Origin of the sequence: Pseudomonas protegens (assembly GCF_013407925.2) — a bacterium.
Lineage (GTDB): Bacteria > Pseudomonadota > Gammaproteobacteria > Pseudomonadales > Pseudomonadaceae > Aquipseudomonas > Aquipseudomonas fluorescens_AP.
In genome coordinates, this window is record NZ_CP060201.1 from 1,731,425 (window position 1) to 1,752,325 (window position 20,901).

The window sequence follows — 20,901 nt, forward strand, 5'->3', positions numbered from 1 at the left end:
ATGATTCAGGAAAGGATTCCCCCGAGCGACGCTCAGTAAATACCCTGACGCCTTGGGCAAAATTCGCGCTCCACGCAGCGACGAGGTCCCATTCCGTGATGGCTCGCTGACACCTCGTCCCCGAGCCAACCAGACCAGGCATATGGCGCACAATGACTTCTAAAAACAATCCTGCCAACGCAGTCTCCGAGATGACGCTGACCTCCCCCACATCAAGCCCCTCAGATACGAAGCCATTGTCCAGTTCACGCCCCCTGTCGACCCAGCAGTACCTGTATTTCACCGAAACCAATACCGATCGCATCCTCGACAACCTCGATGGCCTGCGCGATTCGGTGTTCCCGCGCCCACCGCACCTGGAAGACGAGCAGGAAAACCGCCGCGACCAGGAGTTCCCGTCGGTGTGCCTGATCGGCCTGGGCCGCTGCGGCTCCAACATCGCCCTGGACGTGGCGGAGCTGGTGTACAACGCCCGCAAGTTCTACCTCAACGAATTCAATAACGAAGACAAGGCCTACGAAGGCGGCTACAGCCCCGCGCAGTGGATCCGCCAGAACCTGCGCCTGGGCCAGAGCAAGGCCAGCAAGCCGGTGTTCCTGGTGGAGCCGCTGGTGATGCTCGGTGACCTGGACAAGGACATCGCCGGGCGCATCCGCTTCTCGCGCAAGGGCGAGAAGAGCGGCTTTATCCGCGACTACAGCAAGATGAAGATCATGGACCTCTCGGAAGTCCACGCCGGTGGTGCCGGTAACGCACCGATCCTCGGCCAGTACCTGGCCAAGATCATCCTCAACAAGGACACCCAGCGCTTCTCCAGCCCTGACTGGAAAATGATCCACTCGTACCTGATCGATTCCTGCGGGATCAAGGCCAACCAGTCGCGCCTGTACTTCTCGATCTTCAGCGCCGGCGGCGGTACCGGTTCGGGCATGGCCTCGGAGTTCGGCCTGGCCCAGCAGTACTCGTACATGAACAAGACCTTCGACACCAAGCCGATGGACGAGCACGACAGCAAGAGCGGGCACTCCTTCGTCTTCGAGCCGATCTTCACCAGCGGCATCTGCGTACTGCCGAACATTTCGGACCATCGCAGCGAAATGTCCGAGGCGCTGCACATCAACGCCGGCCGCCTGCTGTGCAAATACCTTTCGGAAGAGTGGGACTTCTCCTACAACTTCGACAATGAAGACAGCAGCGAAGCCAGCGTCATGGGGCGGATCCGTCCGTGGAACGCGATGATGCTGATCTCCAACGACATCATGCGTTACGCCGAAGAAAGCGATGACGGCAACATCCAGAACATCGACGTCAACGCCATGGAGAAGCACGCCAACCAGTACATCTCCCAGCAGATCTTCAACATCCTCACCGCCCAGGCGGTGACCACCGACTACGACCAGAACTACTTCCGGCGTGCCGGCATCGACATCGGCGAGACTATTCGCCTGGACGCCAACGACCTGTTCATGAGCCTGGCCGGCCCGGTGGCGATCGCCTACGCCGAATCCGTGGTGCCGGAGCAGCCGGTGCCCACCGGCGACAAGTTCAAGGTGTTCGAGAAAGAGCCACAGCGCCTGAACATCGACGACCTGTTCTTCCGCTCCATCGACCTGCCGCACTTCAACAAAGTGACCCAGGCCATCGAGGGCATCAGCCTGCTGCCGATCGAGTCCAAGCGCTATCGCGCGGCCCTGGAGCAGTACAAGGCCTCGGGTTATGACGCGGCGGCGCTGCACGACCTGCACTTCTTCAAGAACTGCTCGTCGGTGGTGTCGATCGTCTCCCTGCCCAAGGACTACAAGCTGTCGTACATGGACCTGAACCGGCTCAAGACCCACCTCAACAGCCTGTTCCCCAACACCACCCTCAAGCGCTACGCGCTGGTGATCGGTGCCTCGGCCAACCTCTCGCTGACCACCCTGATCGCCAAGAGCCCGTGCCTGTCGGACGACTTCCTGACCCTGATCGTGGCCTTTATCAAGCGTTGCTTTGCGCGTAATCCGTACCGCTTCGACGACACCCTGGACAATTCGGTACTGGATTTCATCGTCAGCGAGCACTTCGACGAAGACCGCATCGACGATCTGCTCAACGAATTCGAGAACCCGGCGAAGATCCTCGACACCAACTGGTACGCGATCAAGCCGATGTACGAGAAGAAATACCGCGAGCTGATCAACGACAAGGACAAGTTCGTCTCGATCAACGACATCCGCCTGTCCCGGGATTGCGTGAAGAAGGCCATCAAGTACCTGCGCGAGATCTACCGCCACCGCATCGGCAAGACCCGGGTCATCTCGCTCAACAGCCACACCGGCAAGACCGCCTATTAAGAAGGGCTGCGCGGCAAGCCGGCTCCTACAGGGCGTAGGGCCAGCTTGCCGGCGAATGGGTTATTGGCTCACACCGCGAAACAATTAAACAGCTCGTCGGATGGGCTTGAAACTGTGCCCCTTCCGTGAACGTCACCCTGGCTGGAAACCTTGTGGGGCCTTTCTCCACGGCAAGGTGCCATCACTGAATTCACGGTTACTCGGCTACACACTTTTGTCCGACAAAATGCCGCACCAAATCGGCGCACGCCGTCAGCGCGCTGCTCTTTCCTGGGTCAGAATCCAGGGCGAAACCACCACCGCCCACAGCTGCGGATCACGTTCCAACAGATCGGACGCCCGCGTTGCAGACAGCTTTTCAACCTTCCCCTCGGCCAGCCAGGCCGCGACTTTTTGCGCCTCGTTCTGCGCCACCGCCTGGGCCGCCTCGATCAGATCCAGGTCGGCGTCGACCCACAATAGGGCACCCTTGGCGAAGAACGGCTCCAGTTCCTTCCAGCTGATAGATGCGGTCTCACCAAGCAGCTTGGCATAGAGGGTGCTAGGTTCTTGAGTCATGGGACTGTCCAGAAATGAAATCGGCGCAATCATAACGTCGGTGCTCTGGCAGAAAAACCCAGAAGCAAACGCGTCACCGATCGAGAAGCTCAGAAGCGCCAGGGACTGACGCCGAACCGGGCGCAAGCCACGCCGCAAATCTGTCTTTTTCTTTCAATTAAGCGACACTCCGCGTTTTTGCCCCCAGCCGCCAGCTTTTCAAGCGAACAACCGGCGCTCTACACTGTACCGGTACAGTTGCCAGGGGCATTTCCGACGGATATTCGCGATATATCTGATTCGGTTCTGCGACCCAAGGCCGCCGGAACTATAAAAATTACAACAGTAAGAGTGGAGCACTATGAATAAGGCTACTAAGCAGATTTCCAAACTGTTTGCCGCTATGGTCCTGGCCGGTGTTGCCAGCCATTCGTTCGCAGCTGACACCATCAAGATCGGTATCGCCGGCCCCAAGACCGGCCCGGTAGCCCAGTACGGCGACATGCAGTTCAGTGGCGCCAAAATGGCCATCGAACAGATCAACGCCAAGGGCGGCGTCAACGGCAAGAAGCTCGAAGCCGTTGAATACGACGACGCCTGTGATCCAAAACAAGCCGTGGCGGTGGCCAACAAAGTGGTCAACGATGGCGTCAAGTTCGTGGTCGGCCACCTCTGCTCCAGCTCCACTCAACCCGCTTCCGACATCTACGAAGACGAAGGCGTGGTGATGATCACCCCCGCCGCCACCAGTCCGGACATCACCGCCCGTGGTTACAAGATGGTGTTCCGCACCATCGGCCTGGACAGCGCCCAGGGCCCGGCCGCCGGCAACTACATCGCCGACCACGTGAAGCCGAAGATCGTCGCCGTGCTCCACGACAAACAGCAGTACGGTGAAGGCATCGCCACCGCCGTGAAGCAGACCCTGGAGAAGAAAGGCACCAAGGTTGCCGTGTTCGAAGGCATCAACGCCGGCGACAAGGACTTCTCTTCGCTGATCGCCAAGCTCAAGCAAGCCAACGTCGACTTCGTCTACTACGGCGGCTACCACCCGGAGCTGGGCCTGATCCTGCGTCAATCCCAGGAAAAGGGCCTGAAGGCCAAGTTCATGGGTCCGGAAGGCGTGGGTAACGACTCCATTTCGCAGATCGCCAAGGACGCATCCGAAGGCCTGCTGGTGACCCTGCCGAAATCCTTCGACCAGGACCCGGCCAACGTCGCCCTGGCTGACGCGTTCAAGGCCAAGAAAGAAGACCCGAGCGGTCCTTTCGTATTCCCTTCCTACTCCGCCGTTGAAGTCATCGCTGGCGCCATCACCAACGCCAAGAGCGAAGACGCGGCCAAGGTGGCTGAAGCCATCCACGCCGGCACCTTCAAGACCCCCACTGGCGACCTGAGCTTCGACGCCAAGGGCGACTTGAAAGACTTCAAATTCGTGGTCTACGAGTGGCACTTCGGCAAGCCTAAAACCGAAGTTTCTCCTCAGTAAGGCGCGCCCTGACTGACTGCCAATAAAGCCCACGGCTCGCCGTGGGCTTTGTTTTACGAATGTATGGGCCTGTGTTCCGTGATCCGGAATCCCGCCCACCTGAAAATCTCAAAACCGTCATCAGCGGTTCGCTGGCAAAACCCAGCCCGAAGTGGGTGCAGATCCACGGGGCCTGGGCGGGAAAATGACTCCACCAGTGAAATGCGTATCAGGTTTTTAGGAGCGTTGTAATGCCTGACATCTATCACTTTTTCCAACAGCTGGTTAACGGTCTGACCGTTGGCAGCACGTATGCCCTGATCGCCATCGGCTATACGATGGTCTACGGCATCATTGGAATGATCAACTTCGCCCACGGCGAGGTGTACATGATCGGCTCCTACGTGGCGTTCATCGCCATCGCCGGGCTGGCCATGATGGGACTCGACAGTGTCCCGCTGTTGATGACCGCAGCCTTCATCGCGAGCATCGTCGTTACCAGTGCCTACGGCTACAGCATCGAACGGATCGCCTACCGCCCCTTGCGTGGCAGCAACCGTTTGATTCCGCTGATTTCGGCCATCGGCATGTCGATCTTCCTGCAGAACACCGTTCTGTTGGCGCAGGACTCCAAGGACAAATCCATTCCCAACCTGATCCCGGGCAACTTCTCCATCGGGCCAGGCGGCGCACATGAAGTGCTGATTTCCTACATGCAGATCGTGGTATTCGTGGTGACCCTCATCGCCATGCTCGGCCTGACGCTGTTCATCTCCCGTTCTCGCCTGGGACGCGCCTGCCGCGCCTGCGCCGAGGACATCAAGATGGCCAACCTCCTGGGGATCAATACCAACAACATCATCGCCCTGACCTTCGTGATCGGCGCCGCACTGGCCGCCATCGCCGCCGTGCTGCTGAGCATGCAATACGGTGTGATCAACCCCAACGCCGGTTTCCTGGTGGGCCTCAAGGCCTTCACCGCAGCGGTCTTGGGCGGCATCGGCAGCATTCCGGGCGCGATGCTCGGCGGGCTGGTGCTGGGGGTGGCCGAAGCCTTTGGTGCCGACGTGTTCGGCGACCAGTACAAGGACGTCGTGGCGTTCGGCCTGTTGGTTCTGGTGCTGTTGTTCCGTCCGACCGGCATTCTGGGCCGTCCGGAGGTTGAGAAAGTATGACTAGGAATCTTAAATCGGCGCTGTTCAGCGCCCTGTTGGTCTGGGCCGTCGCCTACCCGGTGCTGGGCCTGAAACTGACCATCGTCGGCATCAACCTGGAAGTCCACGACACCAGCCCGGCGATTCTCGCCACCATCGCGGTGTGCTCGGTGCTGATGTTCCTGCGGGTGCTGTTCCACAGCCAGATCAGCGCCGCCTGGAGGTCTTCTCCCAGCCTGCCTTTGATCCCGGCCAAGGCCAGCAACTTCCTGACCCTGCCCAGCACTCAGCGCTGGATCATCCTGGCGTTGATCCTCGGCGCCCTGGTCTGGCCGTTCTTCGGCTCCCGCGGCGCGGTGGACATTGCCACGCTGATCCTGATCTACGTGATGCTGGGCCTGGGCCTGAACATCGTGGTGGGTCTGGCCGGCCTGCTGGACCTGGGCTACGTGGGCTTCTACGCCGTCGGCGCCTACAGCTACGCGCTGCTGTCGCACTACTTCGGCCTGAGCTTCTGGATCTGCCTGCCGATCGCCGGGATGATGGCGGCCACCTTCGGCTTCCTGCTGGGGTTCCCGGTGCTGCGCCTGCGCGGCGACTACCTGGCCATCGTGACCCTGGGCTTTGGCGAGATCATCCGTCTGTTGCTGCGCAACATGACCGATCTCACCGGCGGCCCGAACGGCATCAGCAACATCGAGAAGCCGACCTTCTTCGGCCTGACCTTCGAACGCAAGGCGGCGGAAGGCCTGCAGACCTTCCACGAGTTCTTCGGTCTGGAATACAACTCGATCAACAAGGTGATCTTCCTCTACCTGGTGGCCCTGCTGCTGGCGCTGGGCGCGCTGTTCGTCATCAACCGCCTGTTGCGCATGCCGATTGGCCGCGCCTGGGAAGCCTTGCGTGAAGACGAGATCGCCTGCCGCGCCCTGGGCCTGAACCCCACCGTGATCAAGCTCTCGGCCTTCACCCTGGGCGCCGCGTTCGCCGGTTTTGCCGGCAGCTTCTTCGCCGCGCGCCAAGGCCTGGTGACCCCGGAGTCCTTCACCTTCATCGAGTCGGCGATCATTCTCGCCATCGTCGTGCTGGGTGGCATGGGCTCGCAGCTGGGGGTGATCCTGGCGGCGATCGTGATGATCCTCTTGCCTGAACTGATGCGTGAATTCAGCGAATACCGGATGTTGATGTTCGGCGCCATGATGGTGCTGATGATGATCTGGCGTCCTCAAGGTCTGCTGCCCATGCAACGTCCTCACATGGAGCTGCGCAAATGAGCCGCGAGATCCTCAAAGTAACCGGCCTGTCGATGCGTTTCGGCGGCCTGCTGGCGGTCAATGGCGTGGCCCTGACCGTCAAGGAAAAACAAGTGGTGGCGCTGATCGGCCCGAACGGCGCCGGCAAGACCACGGTGTTCAACTGCCTCACCGGTTTCTACCAGCCCAGCGCCGGCAGCATCCTGCTGGACGGCGAGCCGATCGAAGGCCTGCCGGGCCATCAGATCGCCCGCAAGGGCGTGGTGCGGACCTTCCAGAACGTGCGCCTGTTCAAGGACATGACCGCGGTCGAGAACCTGTTGATCGCCCAGCACCGGCACCTGAACACCAACTTCCTGGCCGGTCTGTTCAAGACCCCGGCGTTCCGCAAGAGCGAGCGCGAGGCCATGGAATACGCCGGCTACTGGCTGGACAAGGTCAACCTGCGGGAGTTCGCCAACCGCCCCGCCGGGACCCTGGCCTACGGTCAGCAACGCCGTCTGGAAATCGCCCGCTGCATGATGACCCGTCCGCGGATCCTCATGCTCGACGAGCCGGCCGCCGGCCTCAACCCCAAGGAAACCGAGGACCTCAAAGCGCTGATCAGCGTGCTGCGCGAGGAGCACAACGTCACCGTGCTGCTGATCGAACACGACATGAAGCTGGTCATGAGCATTTCCGACCATATCGTGGTGATCAACCAGGGCACGCCCCTGGCCGACGGCACGCCGGAACAGATCCGCGACAATCCCGAAGTGATCAAAGCCTACCTGGGGGAAGCGTAAATGCTGCAGTTCGAAAACGTTTCCACCTTCTACGGCAAGATCCAGGCGTTGCACAGCGTCAACGTCGAGATCCGCCAGGGCGAAATCGTCACCCTGATCGGCGCCAACGGTGCCGGCAAATCCACCCTGCTGATGACCCTCTGCGGCTCGCCCCAGGCCCACAGCGGCAGCATCCGCTACCTGGGTGAAGAGCTGGTGGGGCAAAGCTCGGCGCAGATCATGCGCAAGAGCATTGCCGTGGTCCCCGAAGGCCGCCGGGTATTCGCCCGCCTGACCGTGGAAGAAAACCTCGCCATGGGCGGTTTCTTCACCGACAAGGGCGACTACCAGGAGCAGATGGACAAGGTCCTGGGGTTGTTCCCACGGCTCAAGGAACGCTTCACCCAGCGCGGCGGCACCATGTCCGGCGGCGAACAGCAGATGCTCGCCATCGGCCGGGCGCTGATGAGCAAGCCCAAGCTGTTGCTGCTGGACGAACCGTCCCTGGGCCTGGCGCCGATCATCATCCAGCAGATCTTCGACATCATCGAACAGCTGCGCCGCGACGGCGTGACGGTGTTCCTGGTGGAGCAGAACGCCAACCAGGCGCTGAAGATCGCCGACCGCGCCTACGTGCTGGAAAACGGCCGGGTGGTGATGCAAGGCACCGGCGAGGCGCTGCTGACCGATCCGAAGGTGCGCGAAGCCTATCTGGGCGGCTAAGCACTCGCGTCAATGAAAACGGCCCTTCGGGGCCGTTTTTTTCATGGCGCAATAAAAAACTCCGCCCCGGGCTGTAACAAATCCCCAGGTGCCTTCTCTACAGGGATAAGCAAGCACACACGCTTTCTTAAACCCACCCCGATCCGGAGAAACACCATGAGCACCACTCGCACCCTGTCCGCCACCGCCCTGGTCCTGGCCCTGGGCTCCGCCCTGAGCATCGCTGCGGTGTCCACCACTGCCCATGCCGCCGACGACATGGAGAAGTGCTTCGGCGTGGCCATGAAAGGCAAGAACGATTGCGCCGCGGGCGCCGGCACCACCTGCGCCGGGACCTCCAAGGTCAACGATCAGGCCAATGCCTGGAAACTGGTGCCCAAGGGCACTTGCGAAAAAACCGCCAGCAGCACCTCGCCCACCGGCTTCGGCCAGCTCGAAGCCTTCAAAGCCAAGTCCTGATCCCGCATTAGCCTGAGTGTCGAAGATGAACAGCGCCCTGATCCACAACACCCGCCACGACATTCAGGCGTGCGCCCCGAGCCTGCCGCCCCGCGCAGGCCTGGGGCTCAAGAGCGAACACTTCAAGGACGTCCTCGAACAGCGGCCCGATATCGGCTTTTTCGAGGTGCATGCCGAGAACTACATGGTGGCGGGCGGGCCCTTCCATCATTATCTGGGGTTGATCCGCGCAGACTATTCGCTGTCGCTGCACGGCGTCGGCCTGTCCATCGGTGGCGAAGGCCCCCTGGACAGCGAGCACCTGCGGCGCCTGGCGGTCTTGATCGAGCGCTATCAACCCCAGTCCTTTTCCGAACACCTGGCCTGGTCCAGCCATGGCCCGGTGTTTCTCAACGACTTGCTGCCCCTGGCCTACGATGTGCCGACCCTGCAGCGGGTCTGCGAACATATCGACCAACTGCAGAATCACCTGGGGCGCACCATGCTGCTGGAAAACCCCGCTACCTACCTGCAGTTCCAACGCTCGACCCTGGACGAGACGGACTTCATCCGCGAGGTGATCCAGCGCAGCGGTTGCGGCCTGCTGCTGGACGTCAACAACCTCTACGTTTCCTGCATCAACCACCAGCGCGATCCCCAGGCCTATCTGCAGGCACTGCCGCTGCACGCGGTGGGCGAGATTCACCTGGCCGGGTTCGCCGAAGACCAGGACAGCCTCGGCGACCGTCTGTTGATCGACGATCACGGCGCCCCGGTGGACCGGGAAGTCTGGGCCCTGTACCAGCAGGTGTTGGAACGGATCGGCCCCATGGCCACCCTGATCGAACGAGACAATCAGGTGCCGAGCCTGACCACCCTGCTGGGGGAGGCCGCTCAGGCACAGGCGCTGTTGCACCAGGCGCAGGTGCAGCCATGAGTAACCACGCCTGTTTTGCCCAGGCGCTACTGAGCGCCGAATCCACCTGCCCGGCGGGGCTTTGCAGCAGTAACGGCGCCAATCCGGCCAGCCGCTTCGCGGTCTATCGCAACAACGTGCAAGGCTCGCTGATCAACGCCCTCGCCGAGGCCTATCCGGTGGTGGCGCAACTGGTGGGACAGACATTCTTCAACGCCATGGCCCGTCTGTACGTGCAGGATTTCCCCCCGCACAGCCCGTTGCTCAACGACTACGGCCAGGACCTGGCGGACTTCATCCAGGGCTTCGCTCCGGCGGCGGCCCTGCCTTATCTGGCCGATATGGCGCGCCTGGAACGGCTGCGGGTCGAGGCTTATCACGCCGCCGACGCCGAACCTCTGCCACCGGCCCGGTTGCTGGCGGCAATGAACCAGCCCGATCGCCTCGGCCAGCTCTGCCTGCGGCTGCATCCGTCACTGCGCACCCTGCACTCGGCGTTCGCCGTCGTCAGCCTGTGGGCCGCTCACCAGAGCGACGCCGCCTGGCCAGCGTTCGACCTGCACCAGGGCCAGCACGCCCTGGTGCTGCGCAACGCTTTGGACGTCGAGGTGATTGCCGTGGACCTGGGCGCCATGACCTTTATCGACGCTCTGCGCAATCACTGGCCGCTGGAAGTCGCGGCGGCCTATGCCCTGGATGCCCAGGCCAGCTTCGACCTGGGCCAGTGCCTGGGCCTGCTGCTGGCCCACGGTGCCCTTATCGATCTGCAACCTCACCAGAAGGCTTGACCATGAACACCCAGACAAAAACGCCCATTAGCGGATTGCTGACTCAAATCATTCAAGGGTTCGAGCGCATTCCCTACAGCCTGATCGCCTTTATTGCGCGTTTTTCCATCGCCGCGGTGTTCTGGAAATCCGGCCAGACCAAGGTCGAGGGGCTGGCCATCGACCTGTTCGGCGGCACCTTCCAACTGGGCTGGCCACGTCTGGCGGACTCCACCATTCCCCTGTTCCAGAGCGAATACCACGTGCCACTGCTGAGCCCGGAAGTGGCGGCGCACCTGGCGGCCTTCGCCGAACACTTTTTCCCGGTACTGATCCTGCTGGGACTGGCCACGCGCTTTTCCGCCCTGGCGCTGCTGGGGATGACCCTGACCATCCAGCTCTTCGTCTACCCCGACGCCTACCCGACCCACGGCACCTGGGCGGCGATCCTGCTGCTGTTGATGGCCCGTGGCCCGGGCGTGTTTTCCCTCGACCACCTGCTGGCCCGGCATTTTCAACACCGCCCTCTGTAGCCGCTGCCGCAGGCTGCGAACAGGGCCATAGGCCCTCTAACCGATTCAAGTTCGCAACCCATTGGCCGCGACTACAGGCGATCCAGCGCCTCACCGCTGCGGCGGAACCAGTCCATCAGGTAATCGGCCAGCACCTGGGTACGCCTGGGCAGGCCGCCCTGATAGGGATGCACCAGGTACATCGGCATGCTGCGGGTCTGGTAGTCCCGCAACAGCCAGCGCAAGCGGCCATCGGCCAACTCGCTGTGCAGCACGTAGGACGGCAGCCGGGCGATTCCCGCCCCTACCAGGGCGGCCTTCTTCAGCAGGTTGTAGTGATTGCTGGCAAAAGGCCCGGAAACCCGCACCCGCAGCAGCTCATGGCGCTGGTGATACAGCCATTCCTCGCGCCCGCTGTAGTGGCTGTTGAGCAGGCAGCGGTGCTCGGCCAGCTCCGCGGGGGTCTGCGGCTCACCGTATTGCTCCAGATAGGCCGGGCTGGCGCAGGTCATTTCATGCCAGGCCAGCAGCGGCCGGGCCACCAGGCGCTGGTCACTGGCCACCTCGGAACGCACGGCCAGGTCAAACCCTTCCCGGTTCAGGTCGCGGTAGCTGTTGTTCAGGTCCAGCTCGATCTGCACCTGGGGATAGTGCCGGGAGAACTCCAGCAGCAGGCCGTCGAAAAAGGTTTCGCCCAGGGACACCGGCACCGTCAGGCGCACCGGCCCGGCCATGTCGTCCTTGAGCCGCGCCAGGGCCTGATGCGCGCGTTCGACTTGAGCCACCAGCGCCTGGGCCTGGGGCAGCAAGGCCGCGCCGGCAGCGGTCAGGTCCAGGCGCCGGGTGGTGCGTTGCAACAGCACCACGGCGTAGCGCGCCTCCAGGGCGCTGAGGCGCTTGGACAACTGGCCCTTGCTGCACCCCAGGCGCTGGGCCGCCAGGGTAAAGCTGCCCGCCTCCACCAGCACGGCAAACGCCGCCAGGTCATCCATCTCGCTCATGGATTGTTTCCATTTGAAAACCAAAGGTTGCCTATTAGCGCGTTAATCCATGGAAAAAACCACTCTAGACTGCAATCTCTTCCCCCCTTTTCGAGGAACAGCCCATGAAGATTCTCTTGATCGGTGCCAACGGCACCATTGGTTCGGCGGTTGACCGGGAACTGTCCCAGCGTCACGAGGTGATCCGGATTGGCCGTAGCAGCGGCGACTTTCAGGTGGACATCAGTGATGCCCAGTCGATTCGCGCCCTGTTCGAGAAGACCGGGCGCTTCGATGCGCTGGTCTGCGCCGCCGGCAACGTGACCTTCGCGCCCCTGGCGGACATGACCGCCGAGCACTTCAGCCTGGGCCTCAAGGACAAGCTGATGGGCCAGGTCAACCTGCTGCTGATCGGCCGCGAGTACGCCAACGACGGCGCCTCGTTCACCTTCACCACCGGCATCTTGAGCCACGACCCGATCCGCAGCGGGGCCTCGGCGGCCCTGGTCAATGGCGCCCTCGACAGCTTCGTGCGCGCCGCCGCCATCGAACTGCCGCGGGGCCTGCGGGTCAACTCGATCAGCCCCAACGTGCTGGTGGAAGCCATGGACAGCTACGCCCCGTACTTTCGTGGCTTCAAGCCGGTGCCGGCGGCCGACGTGGCCCTGGCCTACGCCAAGAGCGTGGAAGGCCTGCAGACTGGCCAGACCTATCGCGTCGGCTGATCCTGCTTGAGTGGGGCTGGCTTGTGTAGGAGCTGGCTTGCCAGCGAAGGCGTCCTCCCGAACCACACCAGACTCCAGGGCCTCTTCGCCGGCAAGCCGGCTCCTACGGTTGATGGCGCTGCTGCGTTCAGTCCGGGGTTGTGGTGATCGGGCGGGCTGCGTAACGTGTCGGCTTCCGCTTGGAGGCCCGATGATGCGCGCTGCCCGTTCACTGCTTTGTTTCGCCCTGTTGCCGCTGTTTGCCGGCTGCCAGATGCTGCCGATGTTCAACCCACAACCCCAGGCGCCGTCCATGGCCGGGCTGACCCGGATGCAGGGTGAACTCAGTGCGGCGGACGGCAAGTTGCTGTTCAAGCCCTGCACTGAAGATCGCCGCTATGCGGTCAGTGACGGCGGCGGCACCAGCGTGCTGCAAGAGGCCGCTACCCTGGCGGAGAAGCAGGGCAAGCTGTTCGCCGACCTGCGGGGCAAGTTCTCCGCCAGTGGCAGCAGCGACGGCCAACTGGACCTGCGCCAGCTGTACCGCGTCGAGCGTTCCGCCAGCGCCTGCGGCGACCCGAACTTCCAGCGTCTGATCCTGCGGGCCGGCAGCAAGAACCCGGCCTGGAACGTCGATGTCAGCGCCAAGGGCATGATGATCGAACGCGCCGGCCAGCCGACCCTGGCCCTGCCCTATCTGGAAGAACAGCTGGGCGACGGCCGTTTCAACCTCACCAGCGAAGCCAATCACCAGCGCGTGGAGCTCTGGGTGGCGCCGCAGCGCTGCGTCGACCCGGTGACCGGCAGCGTCCAGCACCTCAGTGCCGAGCTGCGGGTGGACGGTCAGGTGCAGCGCGGTTGCGGCTATTTCGGCGGCTCGCGCAACGACTGATTCGACGAGCAGCGGTTTTAGCCTCACGGCCAGGGAAGATTGCGGCTTATAATCGCCGGTTTGTGCAAAGCAAGCCGGCGCACTGTTGCGCACCGCCTACCCGGACCCTGTCATGTTACGAATCACCGAACTCAAGTTGCCGATCGACCATCCCGATGAAGACCTGCGCGCCGCCATCGTGCAGCGCCTGGGGATCGCCAGCGATGACCTGCTCGATTTCACCTTGTTCAAACGCAGCTACGATGCGCGCAAGAAGTCTTCCGAGCTGTGCTTCATCTACACCATCGACCTCAATGTGCGCGACGAAGCGCCGTTGCTGCTCAAGTTCGCCGACGACCGTAACGTCAACCCGGCGCCGGATGTCAGCTACAAGGTGGTGGGCCAGGCCCCGGCAGAGCTGAATGAGCGGCCGATCGTGGTGGGTTTCGGCCCTTGCGGGATCTTTGCCGGCCTGTTGCTGGCGCAGATGGGCTTCAAGCCGATCATCCTCGAGCGCGGCAAGGAAGTACGCCAGCGCACCAAGGACACCTGGGGCCTGTGGCGCAAGAGCGTGCTCAACCCCGAGTCCAACGTGCAGTTCGGCGAAGGCGGTGCCGGAACCTTCTCCGACGGCAAGCTCTACAGCCAGATCAAGGACCCGCAGCACCACGGTCGCAAGGTGCTCCACGAGTTCGTCAAGGCCGGCGCGCCGGACGAGATTCTCTACGTCAGCAAGCCGCACATCGGCACCTTCCGCCTGACCGGCGTGGTGGAAAACATGCGCCAGCAGATCATCGCCCTGGGCGGTGAAGTGCGCTTCGAGCAGCGGGTTACCGATGTGCTGATCGAAGACGGCCAACTGCAGGGCGTGGAACTGGCCAGCGGCGAACAGCTGCATTCCAAGCATGTAATCCTGGCCCTGGGCCACAGTGCCCGCGACACCTTCCGCATGCTCCACAGCCGTGGCGTGTACATGGAAGCCAAGCCGTTCTCGGTGGGTTTCCGCATAGAACACCCGCAATCGCTGATCGACAGCGCGCGCCTGGGCAAGTACGCCGGCCACCCGAAACTCGGCGCCGCCGACTACAAGCTGGTGCACCACGCCAAGAACGGTCGTTCGGTCTACAGCTTCTGCATGTGCCCCGGCGGCACCGTGGTCGCGGCCACCTCCGAGCCGAACCGGGTGGTGACCAACGGCATGAGCCAGTACTCGCGCAACGAGCGCAACGCCAACTCCGGCATCGTCGTGGGCATCACCCCGGAAGTGGATTACCCGGGCGGCCCGCTGGCGGGTATCGAGCTGCAGGAGCGCCTGGAGTCCCACGCCTTCGTCCTGGGCGGCAGCAACTACCAGGCCCCGGCGCAGCTGGTGGGCGATTTCATTGCCGGCAAGCCGACTACCGCCCTGGGCAGCGTCGAGCCGTCCTACAAGCCGGGGGTGAGCCTGGGTGACCTGGCCCTGGCCTTGCCGGACTTCGCCATCGAGGCGATTCGTGAGGCGCTGCCGGCTTTTGAACGGCAGATCAAGGGCTACTCGCTGCACGACGCGGTGCTGACCGGCATCGAGACCCGCACCTCATCGCCGCTGCGCATTACTCGCGACGCCTCGATGCAGAGCTTGAATGTGAAGGGGCTGTACCCGGCCGGTGAAGGCGCCGGTTATGCCGGGGGTATTCTCTCCGCCGGGGTCGACGGGATTCGCATTGCCGAAGCGGTGGCCCGCGACATCCTCGGTATTCAGGCCTGACGCAACGGCCCTTTCGCCGGCAAGCCGGCTCCTACCGCCTACCGTAGGAGCTGGCTTGCCAGCGAAGGCGTCGTCCAGAACAACGCAAGGCTCAAGGGCCTCTTCGCCGGCAAGCCGGCTCCTACGACAAGTTCAAATGCCGGCGCGCAATACGCTGGCCGGGAGTGCTTCGCCACGCTCGACGCTGGCCGCCACCGCATCGATCAACGCCGCCAGTTCATACCCCTGCTCCGCCAGCCACTGCTCATCGTAGTAGGTGGTCGCATAACGCTCGCCACCGTCACAGAGAATCGCCACGATCGAACCCGTCTCGCCGGCCGCGGCCATCTGCTGGGCGGCCATCAGGGCGCCGATCAGGTTGGTGCCGCTGGAACCACCAACCCGCCGCCCCAGGCGCTGGGCCAGGTAGTGCATGGCGGCCAGGGACAGGGCATCCGGCACCTTGACCATGGCGTCGATCACCTTGGGCAGGAATGAAGCCTCGACCCGTGGCCGACCAATGCCTTCGATCCGCGAACCGCAATCCAGGCGCAGGCTGGCATCACCGCTCTGGTAGTAGTCGAAGAACACCGAACGCTCGGCATCGGCACACAGCACCCGGGTGCTGTGCTGGCGATAACGCACGTAGCGGCCCAGGGTCGCGGTGGTGCCACCGGTGCCCGGGCTGGAGATCAGCCAGCTGGGCTCCGGATACCGCTCGAAACGCAGCTGCTGGAAGATCGACTCGGCAATGTTGTTGTTGGCTCGCCAGTCGGTGGCGCGCTCGGCGTAGGTGAACTGATCCATGAAGTGGCCGCCACTTTCCCGGGCCAGGCGTTCGGACTCGGCATAGATCTGCGTCGGGTCCTGTACCAAATGGCTCTTGCCGCCGTAGAAAGCGATCTGGGCGATCTTTTCCTGGGACGTGCTGGCGGGCATCACGGCAATGAACGGCAGGCCCAGGAGACGGGCGAAATAGGCTTCGGAAATCGCCGTCGAGCCGCTGGACGCTTCGATCACCGGCGCACCGGGTTTGAGCCAGCCGTTGCACAGGGCATAGAGAAACAGCGAGCGAGCCAGGCGATGCTTGAGACTGCCGGTGGGATGGCTGGATTCATCCTTGAAATACAGCTCGATGCCCGGCTGCCCCGGCAGCGGCAATGGGATCAGATGGGTGTCGGCGCTGCGCTGGAAGTCGGCTTCGATGATGCGGATGGCCTCACGGGCCCACTGGCGATTGTCGCTCATGTTCTATTCTCGTCAGATCGAACGCCGTACCGGCGCAAGAAGATGAAATGCACCCGGCCTGGATAATCCGGGAAGTCGGGGCTGACAGGCGCTTTCCCCAGGAAAAACGGCCCGCAACGCCCCGAATCAGACATGTTATGAAATAACTTTCAGGGCTTACAGGTACAGCTGAGAAGCAATTGGAAACACAACTGCAAACGAGCATTTTTAAGCAGGCCCTTTAGCCTCTGCATATAACAAAAAAGAATATAATTTTTGTTTTAACAACTAACTGCACGGGTTAGGGTGTGCCACCTATTTTTAGATTTAGATGGAGAGCGACCTTGCCTCTGCGTAGCACTTTCACTCGTTTCTTTGCCATGGAAGCTGCCAGCGGTCTGTTATTGATCGCCGCTGCCATCCTGGCTCTCATCATCAACAACTCACCGCTGTCCTGGCTGTACAACGGCTTGCTGGAAACCCCGGTGGTGGTCCAGATCGGCGCCTTGAAGATCGCCAAACCGCTGTTGCTGTGGATCAACGATGGCCTGATGGCGCTGTTCTTCCTGCTGATCGGCCTTGAGGTCAAGCGCGAGGTCCTGGAAGGCCAGCTGTCCAAGCCTTCGCAGATCGTCCTGCCGGGCATGGCGGCCATTGGCGGGATGCTGGTCCCGGCGCTGATCTACTGGTTTCTCAACCGCGACAATCCGGCAGCGCTCAATGGCTGGGCGATTCCCACCGCCACCGACATCGCCTTCGCCCTGGGGGTCCTGGCCCTGCTGGGCAAGCGGGTGCCAACCTCGCTGAAGCTGTTCCTCATGACCCTGGCGATCATCGATGACCTGGGGGCCATCGTGATCATCGCGATCTTCTACTCCGGCGCCCTGTCGACCCTGTCGCTGCTGCTGGCGGCCGCCTGCATCGCCGCCCTGGTGGCAATGAACCGCATGGGGGTGGTGAAACTCGGGCCGTACATGATCATCGGCCTGATTCTCTGGGTTTGCGTACTCAAGAGTGGCGTCCATGCCACCCTGGCCGGCGTGACCCTGGCCTTCTGCATTCCCCTGCGCACCCGCAATGCCGAGCCCTCGCCCTCACAGGCCCTGGAACATGCGCTGCACCCCTGGGTGGCGTTCGGCATCCTGCCACTGTTCGCCTTCGCCAACGCTGGTCTGTCGCTGAGCGGCGTAACCCTGGAGAGCTTCACCCACCATGTCCCCATGGGCATCGCCATCGGCCTGTTGCTGGGCAAGACCATCGGCGTGTTCGGCCTCAGCTGGCTGGCAGTCAAAGCCGGACTTACGGCCTTGCCGGCCGGCGCCAACTGGGGGCAGATCCTCGGGGTGGCGATTCTCTGCGGTATCGGCTTCACCATGAGCCTGTTCGTCGGCTCCCTGGCCTTTGAGCCCGGCAGCAGCGACTACGCAGGCATGGATCGCATGGGAATTCTCACCGGCTCGCTGCTCGCGGCACTGATCGGTTACGCCGTCACCGCGGCTGCCAGTCGCAAGAACACGGCGCTGAGCTCCTGATCAAACAGGATCCAGCCGCCTGAAAACACAAAACCCCGACCAGTTGCCTGGCCGGGGTTTTGTTTTGCAGCACAGGTATCAGCGGGTAACGCGGCTGGTACCGTTGACGGTCATGATGCGCACACGATCACCAACCCGGAACACTTCGTTTTCCTGCACCTGCTGCACATAGGCACGCATGCTGCCGTCGTCTTCACGCACGGTGATTTCAACGCCCTGGGTACGGGTCAGGCCTTCTTCAGTGGCCGAGCCCAGCAGACCGCCGGCTACCGCACCGATCACCGCGGTGACGATGCTGCCACGACCGCCGCCGATAGCGCTGCCACCCACACCGCCGATCACAGCGCCAGCAGCGCCGCCGATCGGGGTCTTGGTGCCTTCGATTTTCACCGGACGCAGGGATTCGATGGTGCCCATACGCACGGTTTGCACACGACGTGCTTCGTCACGGGAGTAGGAATCACCGGTCAGGTTAGAGGCACAACCGCCGAGCAACGTTGCCATCGCGGTGAAAGACGCAACCAGCAAAACAGACTTACGCATAGGATCAACTCCAAAGGACAGATGGTCATTAGACTCCGCAGCTTGACGCCTGTCACGGCGCAGCCCGGATAAAATTGGTTTCATTCAGCCGAAGTACAGACTGTATGAACGCTAAACCTTCTCAATACGGTGACGCCAGTTTCCCGCAGAACGCCACCGAACAAAGGATTTTCCATGGATTACTTCATCATCATCGTAACCACCGTCGCCGGTCTGTACTTCCACTGGTGGCTGTATGTACGCATCAAGCGCTGGACAGACCGGGACCTGGCACTGTCCATGGCCAGAAGCGATGAACAGAAGAAGCAATTCATGCTGCAACAACTGGCTGAGGCGCAACGCCAGAAAGTAAAACGCCGGGACCTGCCGCAATGGCTCGAAGCCGCTGCGGCCGGTTATCCCGGCGAGTAACCCACAGTCCTCAGGGAGCCAGACGTTCGCGGACCCACTGCTCGCCCAGCAGGCGATAGTTCAAACGATCATGCAGGCGACTGGGACGCCCCTGCCAGAATTCGATGCGTTCGGGCAGCAAACGATAACCACCCCAGTGTTCCGGGCAATCGGGCTGACTGTCGCTGAAGCGCGCCTCGGTGGCCTTGAGCAGTTCCTGCAACTCGTCGCGATCGGCGATCACCCGGCTTTGCGGTGACGCCCAGGCCCCCAGGCGGCTACCCAGAGGACGAACCTGGTAATAGGCATCGGACTCCTCGGGCGTGACCTTGGCCACCCGCCCCTCAATCCGCACCTGACGCTCCAGGGTTGGCCAGAAGAAGGTCATGGCGGCAAAGGGCCGCGCAGCCAGTTGCTGCCCCTTGGCACTCTCGTAGTTGGTGAAGAAGGTAAAACCTTGTTCATCCAACCCCTTGAGCAACAGGATGCGGCAATGGGGCCGACCCTCGGTATCGACGGTCGCCAGGGTCATGGCATTGGCCTCTACCGGGGGCTGCTCGGTTTTCACCGCTTCGGCAAACCACTGGTGGAACAGCGCAAAGGGTTCGTCCGGGGCCTGGGCCTCGGACAAACCATCGCGGGTGTAATCGCGGCGCATATCAGCCAGGGACTGAGTCATGCCTGCTTCCTTTTCCTTGAGAATCAGTTGTTAGCTTGCGCGGTGGACGCGACTTTCTTCGCCGGAGCTGCTGCCTTTTTCGCCGGAGCCTTCTTGGCGGCGGGCTTTTTGGCAACGGTGGACTTCTTCGCTGGCGCTGCGGCCTTTTTGCCGGTTGCAGCAGGCACAGGCGGCTTGGCGTCCTGCACGGCGACCATTTCGGTCTCGGATGGCGTCGGCTGGTTGTACTTGCTCAGCAGGCCCAACAGCGTGCTGCGCTGGGTCAGCATGATTTCCACGCGACGGTTCAGCGAACGGCCCTGGGGGCTGTCGTTGGCGGCGCGCGGCATCACGGCGCCCATGCCACGCAGCATCAGGCGGTCCTGCTTCAAGCCGCTGAGGCTGAAGATGGCGGCAACGGACTGTGCCCGATCGCGGCTCAGTTTCTGGTTGGCCAGGGTCGGACCGGTGGCATCGGCATGACCGAGGATCAGCACGGCCGTCTTGGGATCGCCTTCAACCGCCTTGGCTACGCGGGTGAACGGGCCCAGGGTCACAGGCAGCAGCATGGCCGGACGATCCGGGTTGAAGGAGGCGTCGACCAGTGCCGTGACCACCAGCACGTTTTCACGACGTTCCACTTGCAGCTTGCTGTCCTTCACCGCTTCACGCAGGCGTGGCTCGTAGTCGTCCAGCCAGGCCTGGGTGATTTTCGGATCGGGCATCGGCACGTCCGCCACATTCACTTTGCTCAGAGGCTTGGGCTCGCTCTTGGCAAACGGCCACCACCAGTGAGTCTCGGAATCCGCGGCCTTGGCCACTGCAGGAGCGGGAGCCGGCTCGGCTTTCTTGGCTTCGGCGACCGGCTTGTCGGCGGAGTCCTTGGAGGAGAACGGCCACCACCAGCTGCTGCTCTCGGCCTTCGCGGCGGGCGCGGCTGGGGCTGCGGCCACAGGAGCGGGCGCGGGCGCCGGTTCGGCAGCCGCAACGGCGGGCTTGGCGGCCGCCGCAGCTTTGCCGGCTGGCGCTGCAGGTTTGGCAGAAGCGGTGGCTTTGGCGGCAGGCGCCGGCGCAGCGGCTTTGGCCGCTACCGCCGGTTTGCCCGCAGGAGCGGCAGGCGCCGCTTCGGCTGCGGCCGGTTTCTCGGCCGCTTGCGGGGCTTGATTGCTGCTGCTCTTGTCGGACCCGAACGACCACCAATGGCCGCCATCCGCTTCATTTTGTGGGGTTTGTGCACAACCGGTGACGGTCAGGCAGATGGCCAAGGCTAGAGACTTGTTTGACGACATGGGATATCCACAAAATGAGATAAAAAATTCGGTCTAAATAACCGCTACAAACAGACGCTTGGAAATTATAAAAGCCACAGGGTTGATGCCTGCAGCTTTTCCAGCATGTTTAAGCA

At 62.4% G+C, this 20,901-nt stretch carries 21 protein-coding genes; 15 read left to right on the top strand and 6 right to left on the bottom strand.

Annotation, left to right across the window (positions count from 1 at the left end; genetic code table 11):
- Window positions 1–152 precede the first annotated feature (152 nt).
- A complete protein-coding gene (locus GGI48_RS08135) occupies window positions 153–2,333 on the top strand; it encodes a hypothetical protein (protein ID WP_047302211.1) in 2,181 nt (726 codons plus the stop codon).
- Window positions 2,334–2,585: 252 nt separating this feature from the next.
- Here the strand turns inward: GGI48_RS08135 and GGI48_RS08140 are convergent, their stop codons facing one another.
- Window positions 2,586–2,891, bottom strand: a complete 306-nt coding sequence (locus GGI48_RS08140) for a DUF2288 domain-containing protein (RefSeq protein ID WP_042941964.1) — start codon at window positions 2,889–2,891, stop codon at window positions 2,586–2,588.
- A 340-nt stretch (window positions 2,892–3,231) separates the two neighbouring features.
- On the opposite strand from GGI48_RS08140, the gene GGI48_RS08145 reads away from it, so the two are divergent.
- The 9 genes from GGI48_RS08145 (at window position 3,232) to GGI48_RS08185 (ending at window position 10,886) form a co-directional block, all read left to right on the top strand.
- Window positions 3,232–4,359, top strand: coding sequence for a branched-chain amino acid ABC transporter substrate-binding protein (locus GGI48_RS08145; protein WP_047302209.1), 1,128 nt, complete (start codon window positions 3,232–3,234; stop codon window positions 4,357–4,359).
- A 230-nt stretch (window positions 4,360–4,589) separates the two neighbouring features.
- Entirely contained in the window at window positions 4,590–5,513 is a 924-nt protein-coding gene (livH, locus tag GGI48_RS08150) for a high-affinity branched-chain amino acid ABC transporter permease LivH (RefSeq protein ID WP_011059641.1), read from the top strand.
- Window positions 5,510–6,766, top strand: coding sequence for a high-affinity branched-chain amino acid ABC transporter permease LivM (locus GGI48_RS08155; protein WP_179597813.1), 1,257 nt, complete (start codon window positions 5,510–5,512; stop codon window positions 6,764–6,766). The genes livH and GGI48_RS08155 overlap by 4 nt, the downstream gene beginning before the upstream one ends.
- On the top strand, window positions 6,763–7,530 hold the full coding sequence (gene livG, locus GGI48_RS08160; protein ID WP_016967588.1) for a high-affinity branched-chain amino acid ABC transporter ATP-binding protein LivG: 768 nt from the start codon (window positions 6,763–6,765) through the stop codon (window positions 7,528–7,530). Before GGI48_RS08155 ends, livG begins: the two co-directional genes overlap by 4 nt.
- Window positions 7,531–8,232, top strand: a complete 702-nt coding sequence (locus tag GGI48_RS08165; RefSeq protein ID WP_016967589.1) for an ABC transporter ATP-binding protein — start codon at window positions 7,531–7,533, stop codon at window positions 8,230–8,232.
- A 156-nt stretch (window positions 8,233–8,388) separates the two neighbouring features.
- Window positions 8,389–8,691 carry a DUF2282 domain-containing protein gene (locus GGI48_RS08170; protein WP_016967590.1) on the top strand — a complete coding sequence of 101 codons (303 nt, stop codon included), beginning with the start codon at window positions 8,389–8,391 and terminating at the stop codon, window positions 8,689–8,691.
- Window positions 8,692–8,716: 25 nt separating this feature from the next.
- Window positions 8,717–9,607 (top strand): DUF692 domain-containing protein, encoded by an 891-nt coding sequence (locus GGI48_RS08175; protein WP_179597815.1) that lies wholly within the window; start codon window positions 8,717–8,719, stop codon window positions 9,605–9,607.
- Window positions 9,604–10,374 (top strand): DNA-binding domain-containing protein, encoded by a 771-nt coding sequence (locus GGI48_RS08180; protein WP_179597817.1) that lies wholly within the window; start codon window positions 9,604–9,606, stop codon window positions 10,372–10,374. The genes GGI48_RS08175 and GGI48_RS08180 overlap by 4 nt, the downstream gene beginning before the upstream one ends.
- Window positions 10,375–10,376: 2 nt before the next feature.
- A complete protein-coding gene (locus GGI48_RS08185; RefSeq protein ID WP_016967593.1) occupies window positions 10,377–10,886 on the top strand; it encodes a DoxX family protein in 510 nt (169 codons plus the stop codon).
- A gap of 71 nt (window positions 10,887–10,957) precedes the next feature.
- On the opposite strand, the gene GGI48_RS08190 is transcribed toward GGI48_RS08185, so the two are convergent.
- Window positions 10,958–11,866, bottom strand: a complete 909-nt coding sequence (locus tag GGI48_RS08190) for a LysR family transcriptional regulator (RefSeq protein ID WP_016965682.1) — start codon at window positions 11,864–11,866, stop codon at window positions 10,958–10,960.
- Window positions 11,867–11,970: 104 nt separating this feature from the next.
- On the opposite strand from GGI48_RS08190, the gene GGI48_RS08195 reads away from it, so the two are divergent.
- From GGI48_RS08195 to GGI48_RS08205, 3 genes are all read left to right on the top strand, one after another.
- Window positions 11,971–12,570, top strand: coding sequence for a short chain dehydrogenase (locus GGI48_RS08195; protein ID WP_016965683.1), 600 nt, complete (start codon window positions 11,971–11,973; stop codon window positions 12,568–12,570).
- Window positions 12,571–12,763: 193 nt separating this feature from the next.
- The gene (locus GGI48_RS08200) at window positions 12,764–13,441 is read left to right on the top strand and encodes a COG3650 family protein (RefSeq protein ID WP_179597819.1); all 678 of its coding nucleotides are present in this window, start codon (window positions 12,764–12,766) and stop codon (window positions 13,439–13,441) included.
- Between the two features lie 112 nt (window positions 13,442–13,553).
- Window positions 13,554–15,167, top strand: a complete 1,614-nt coding sequence (locus GGI48_RS08205) for an NAD(P)/FAD-dependent oxidoreductase (protein ID WP_179597821.1) — start codon at window positions 13,554–13,556, stop codon at window positions 15,165–15,167.
- A 132-nt stretch (window positions 15,168–15,299) separates the two neighbouring features.
- Here the strand turns inward: GGI48_RS08205 and GGI48_RS08210 are convergent, their stop codons facing one another.
- Window positions 15,300–16,394: a PLP-dependent cysteine synthase family protein gene (locus GGI48_RS08210; RefSeq protein ID WP_016965686.1), complete on the bottom strand. Its 1,095-nt coding sequence runs from the start codon at window positions 16,392–16,394 to the stop codon at window positions 15,300–15,302.
- A gap of 323 nt (window positions 16,395–16,717) precedes the next feature.
- Here GGI48_RS08210 and nhaA point away from each other — a divergent pair, with 323 nt between their 5' ends.
- Window positions 16,718–17,905 carry a Na+/H+ antiporter NhaA gene (gene nhaA / locus GGI48_RS08215; protein ID WP_103739567.1) on the top strand — a complete coding sequence of 396 codons (1,188 nt, stop codon included), beginning with the start codon at window positions 16,718–16,720 and terminating at the stop codon, window positions 17,903–17,905.
- Window positions 17,906–17,983: 78 nt separating this feature from the next.
- Here the strand turns inward: nhaA and GGI48_RS08220 are convergent, their stop codons facing one another.
- Window positions 17,984–18,448 carry a glycine zipper 2TM domain-containing protein gene (locus tag GGI48_RS08220; protein WP_016965081.1) on the bottom strand — a complete coding sequence of 155 codons (465 nt, stop codon included), beginning with the start codon at window positions 18,446–18,448 and terminating at the stop codon, window positions 17,984–17,986.
- Window positions 18,449–18,622: 174 nt separating this feature from the next.
- Between GGI48_RS08220 and GGI48_RS08225 the strand changes: the two genes are divergently transcribed.
- On the top strand, window positions 18,623–18,859 hold the full coding sequence (locus GGI48_RS08225) for a hypothetical protein (RefSeq protein WP_179597823.1): 237 nt from the start codon (window positions 18,623–18,625) through the stop codon (window positions 18,857–18,859).
- A gap of 10 nt (window positions 18,860–18,869) precedes the next feature.
- Here the strand turns inward: GGI48_RS08225 and pdxH are convergent, their stop codons facing one another.
- Together pdxH and GGI48_RS08235 are read right to left on the bottom strand one after the other, a co-directional pair.
- Window positions 18,870–19,517 (bottom strand): pyridoxamine 5'-phosphate oxidase, encoded by a 648-nt coding sequence (pdxH, locus tag GGI48_RS08230; RefSeq protein WP_016965079.1) that lies wholly within the window; start codon window positions 19,515–19,517, stop codon window positions 18,870–18,872.
- Window positions 19,518–19,540: 23 nt separating this feature from the next.
- Complete coding sequence (locus GGI48_RS08235) at window positions 19,541–20,785, bottom strand: OmpA family protein (RefSeq protein WP_179597824.1); 1,245 nt, start codon at window positions 20,783–20,785, stop codon at window positions 19,541–19,543.
- Window positions 20,786–20,901 lie beyond the last annotated feature (116 nt).